This is a genomic window from Pelomicrobium sp. G1, assembly GCF_051905455.1.
Lineage (GTDB): Bacteria > Pseudomonadota > Gammaproteobacteria > Burkholderiales > UBA6910 > Pelomicrobium.
This window is the reverse complement of record NZ_JBQACR010000267.1, coordinates 1-298: the sequence shown is the minus strand read 5'-3', so window position 1 is coordinate 298 and position 298 is coordinate 1. Positions and strand designations below refer to the sequence as shown.

1 protein-coding gene is annotated in these 298 nt (G+C 69.1%); it reads left to right on the top strand.

All coding sequences use genetic code 11. The features are described from left to right. A partial coding sequence (locus ACTFO6_RS18445; RefSeq protein ID WP_439935830.1) for an alcohol dehydrogenase catalytic domain-containing protein occupies nt 1–298 on the top strand: 298 nt, incomplete at both ends.

Sequence of the window (298 nt, the reverse complement as noted above, 5' to 3'; positions counted from 1 at the left end):
GGGCAAAGGTGTCGAGCACTTCACACCCGGCCAGCGGGTCGGCATTCCCTGGCTGGGCTACACCTGCGGAGCGTGCGCCTACTGCCGCTCCGGCCGGGAAAACCTCTGCGACGCGGCCCGGTTCACCGGCTATCAGTTGGACGGGGGGTACGCCGAGTACACCGTGGCCGACGAGCGCTACTGCTTTCCCCTTCCCCCGGAATACTCGGACGTGGAGGCGGCGCCCCTTCTGTGCGCGGGCTTGATCGGCTACCGGGCCCTGGAGATGGCCGGCGACGCCCGGCGCTTAGGGCTATAC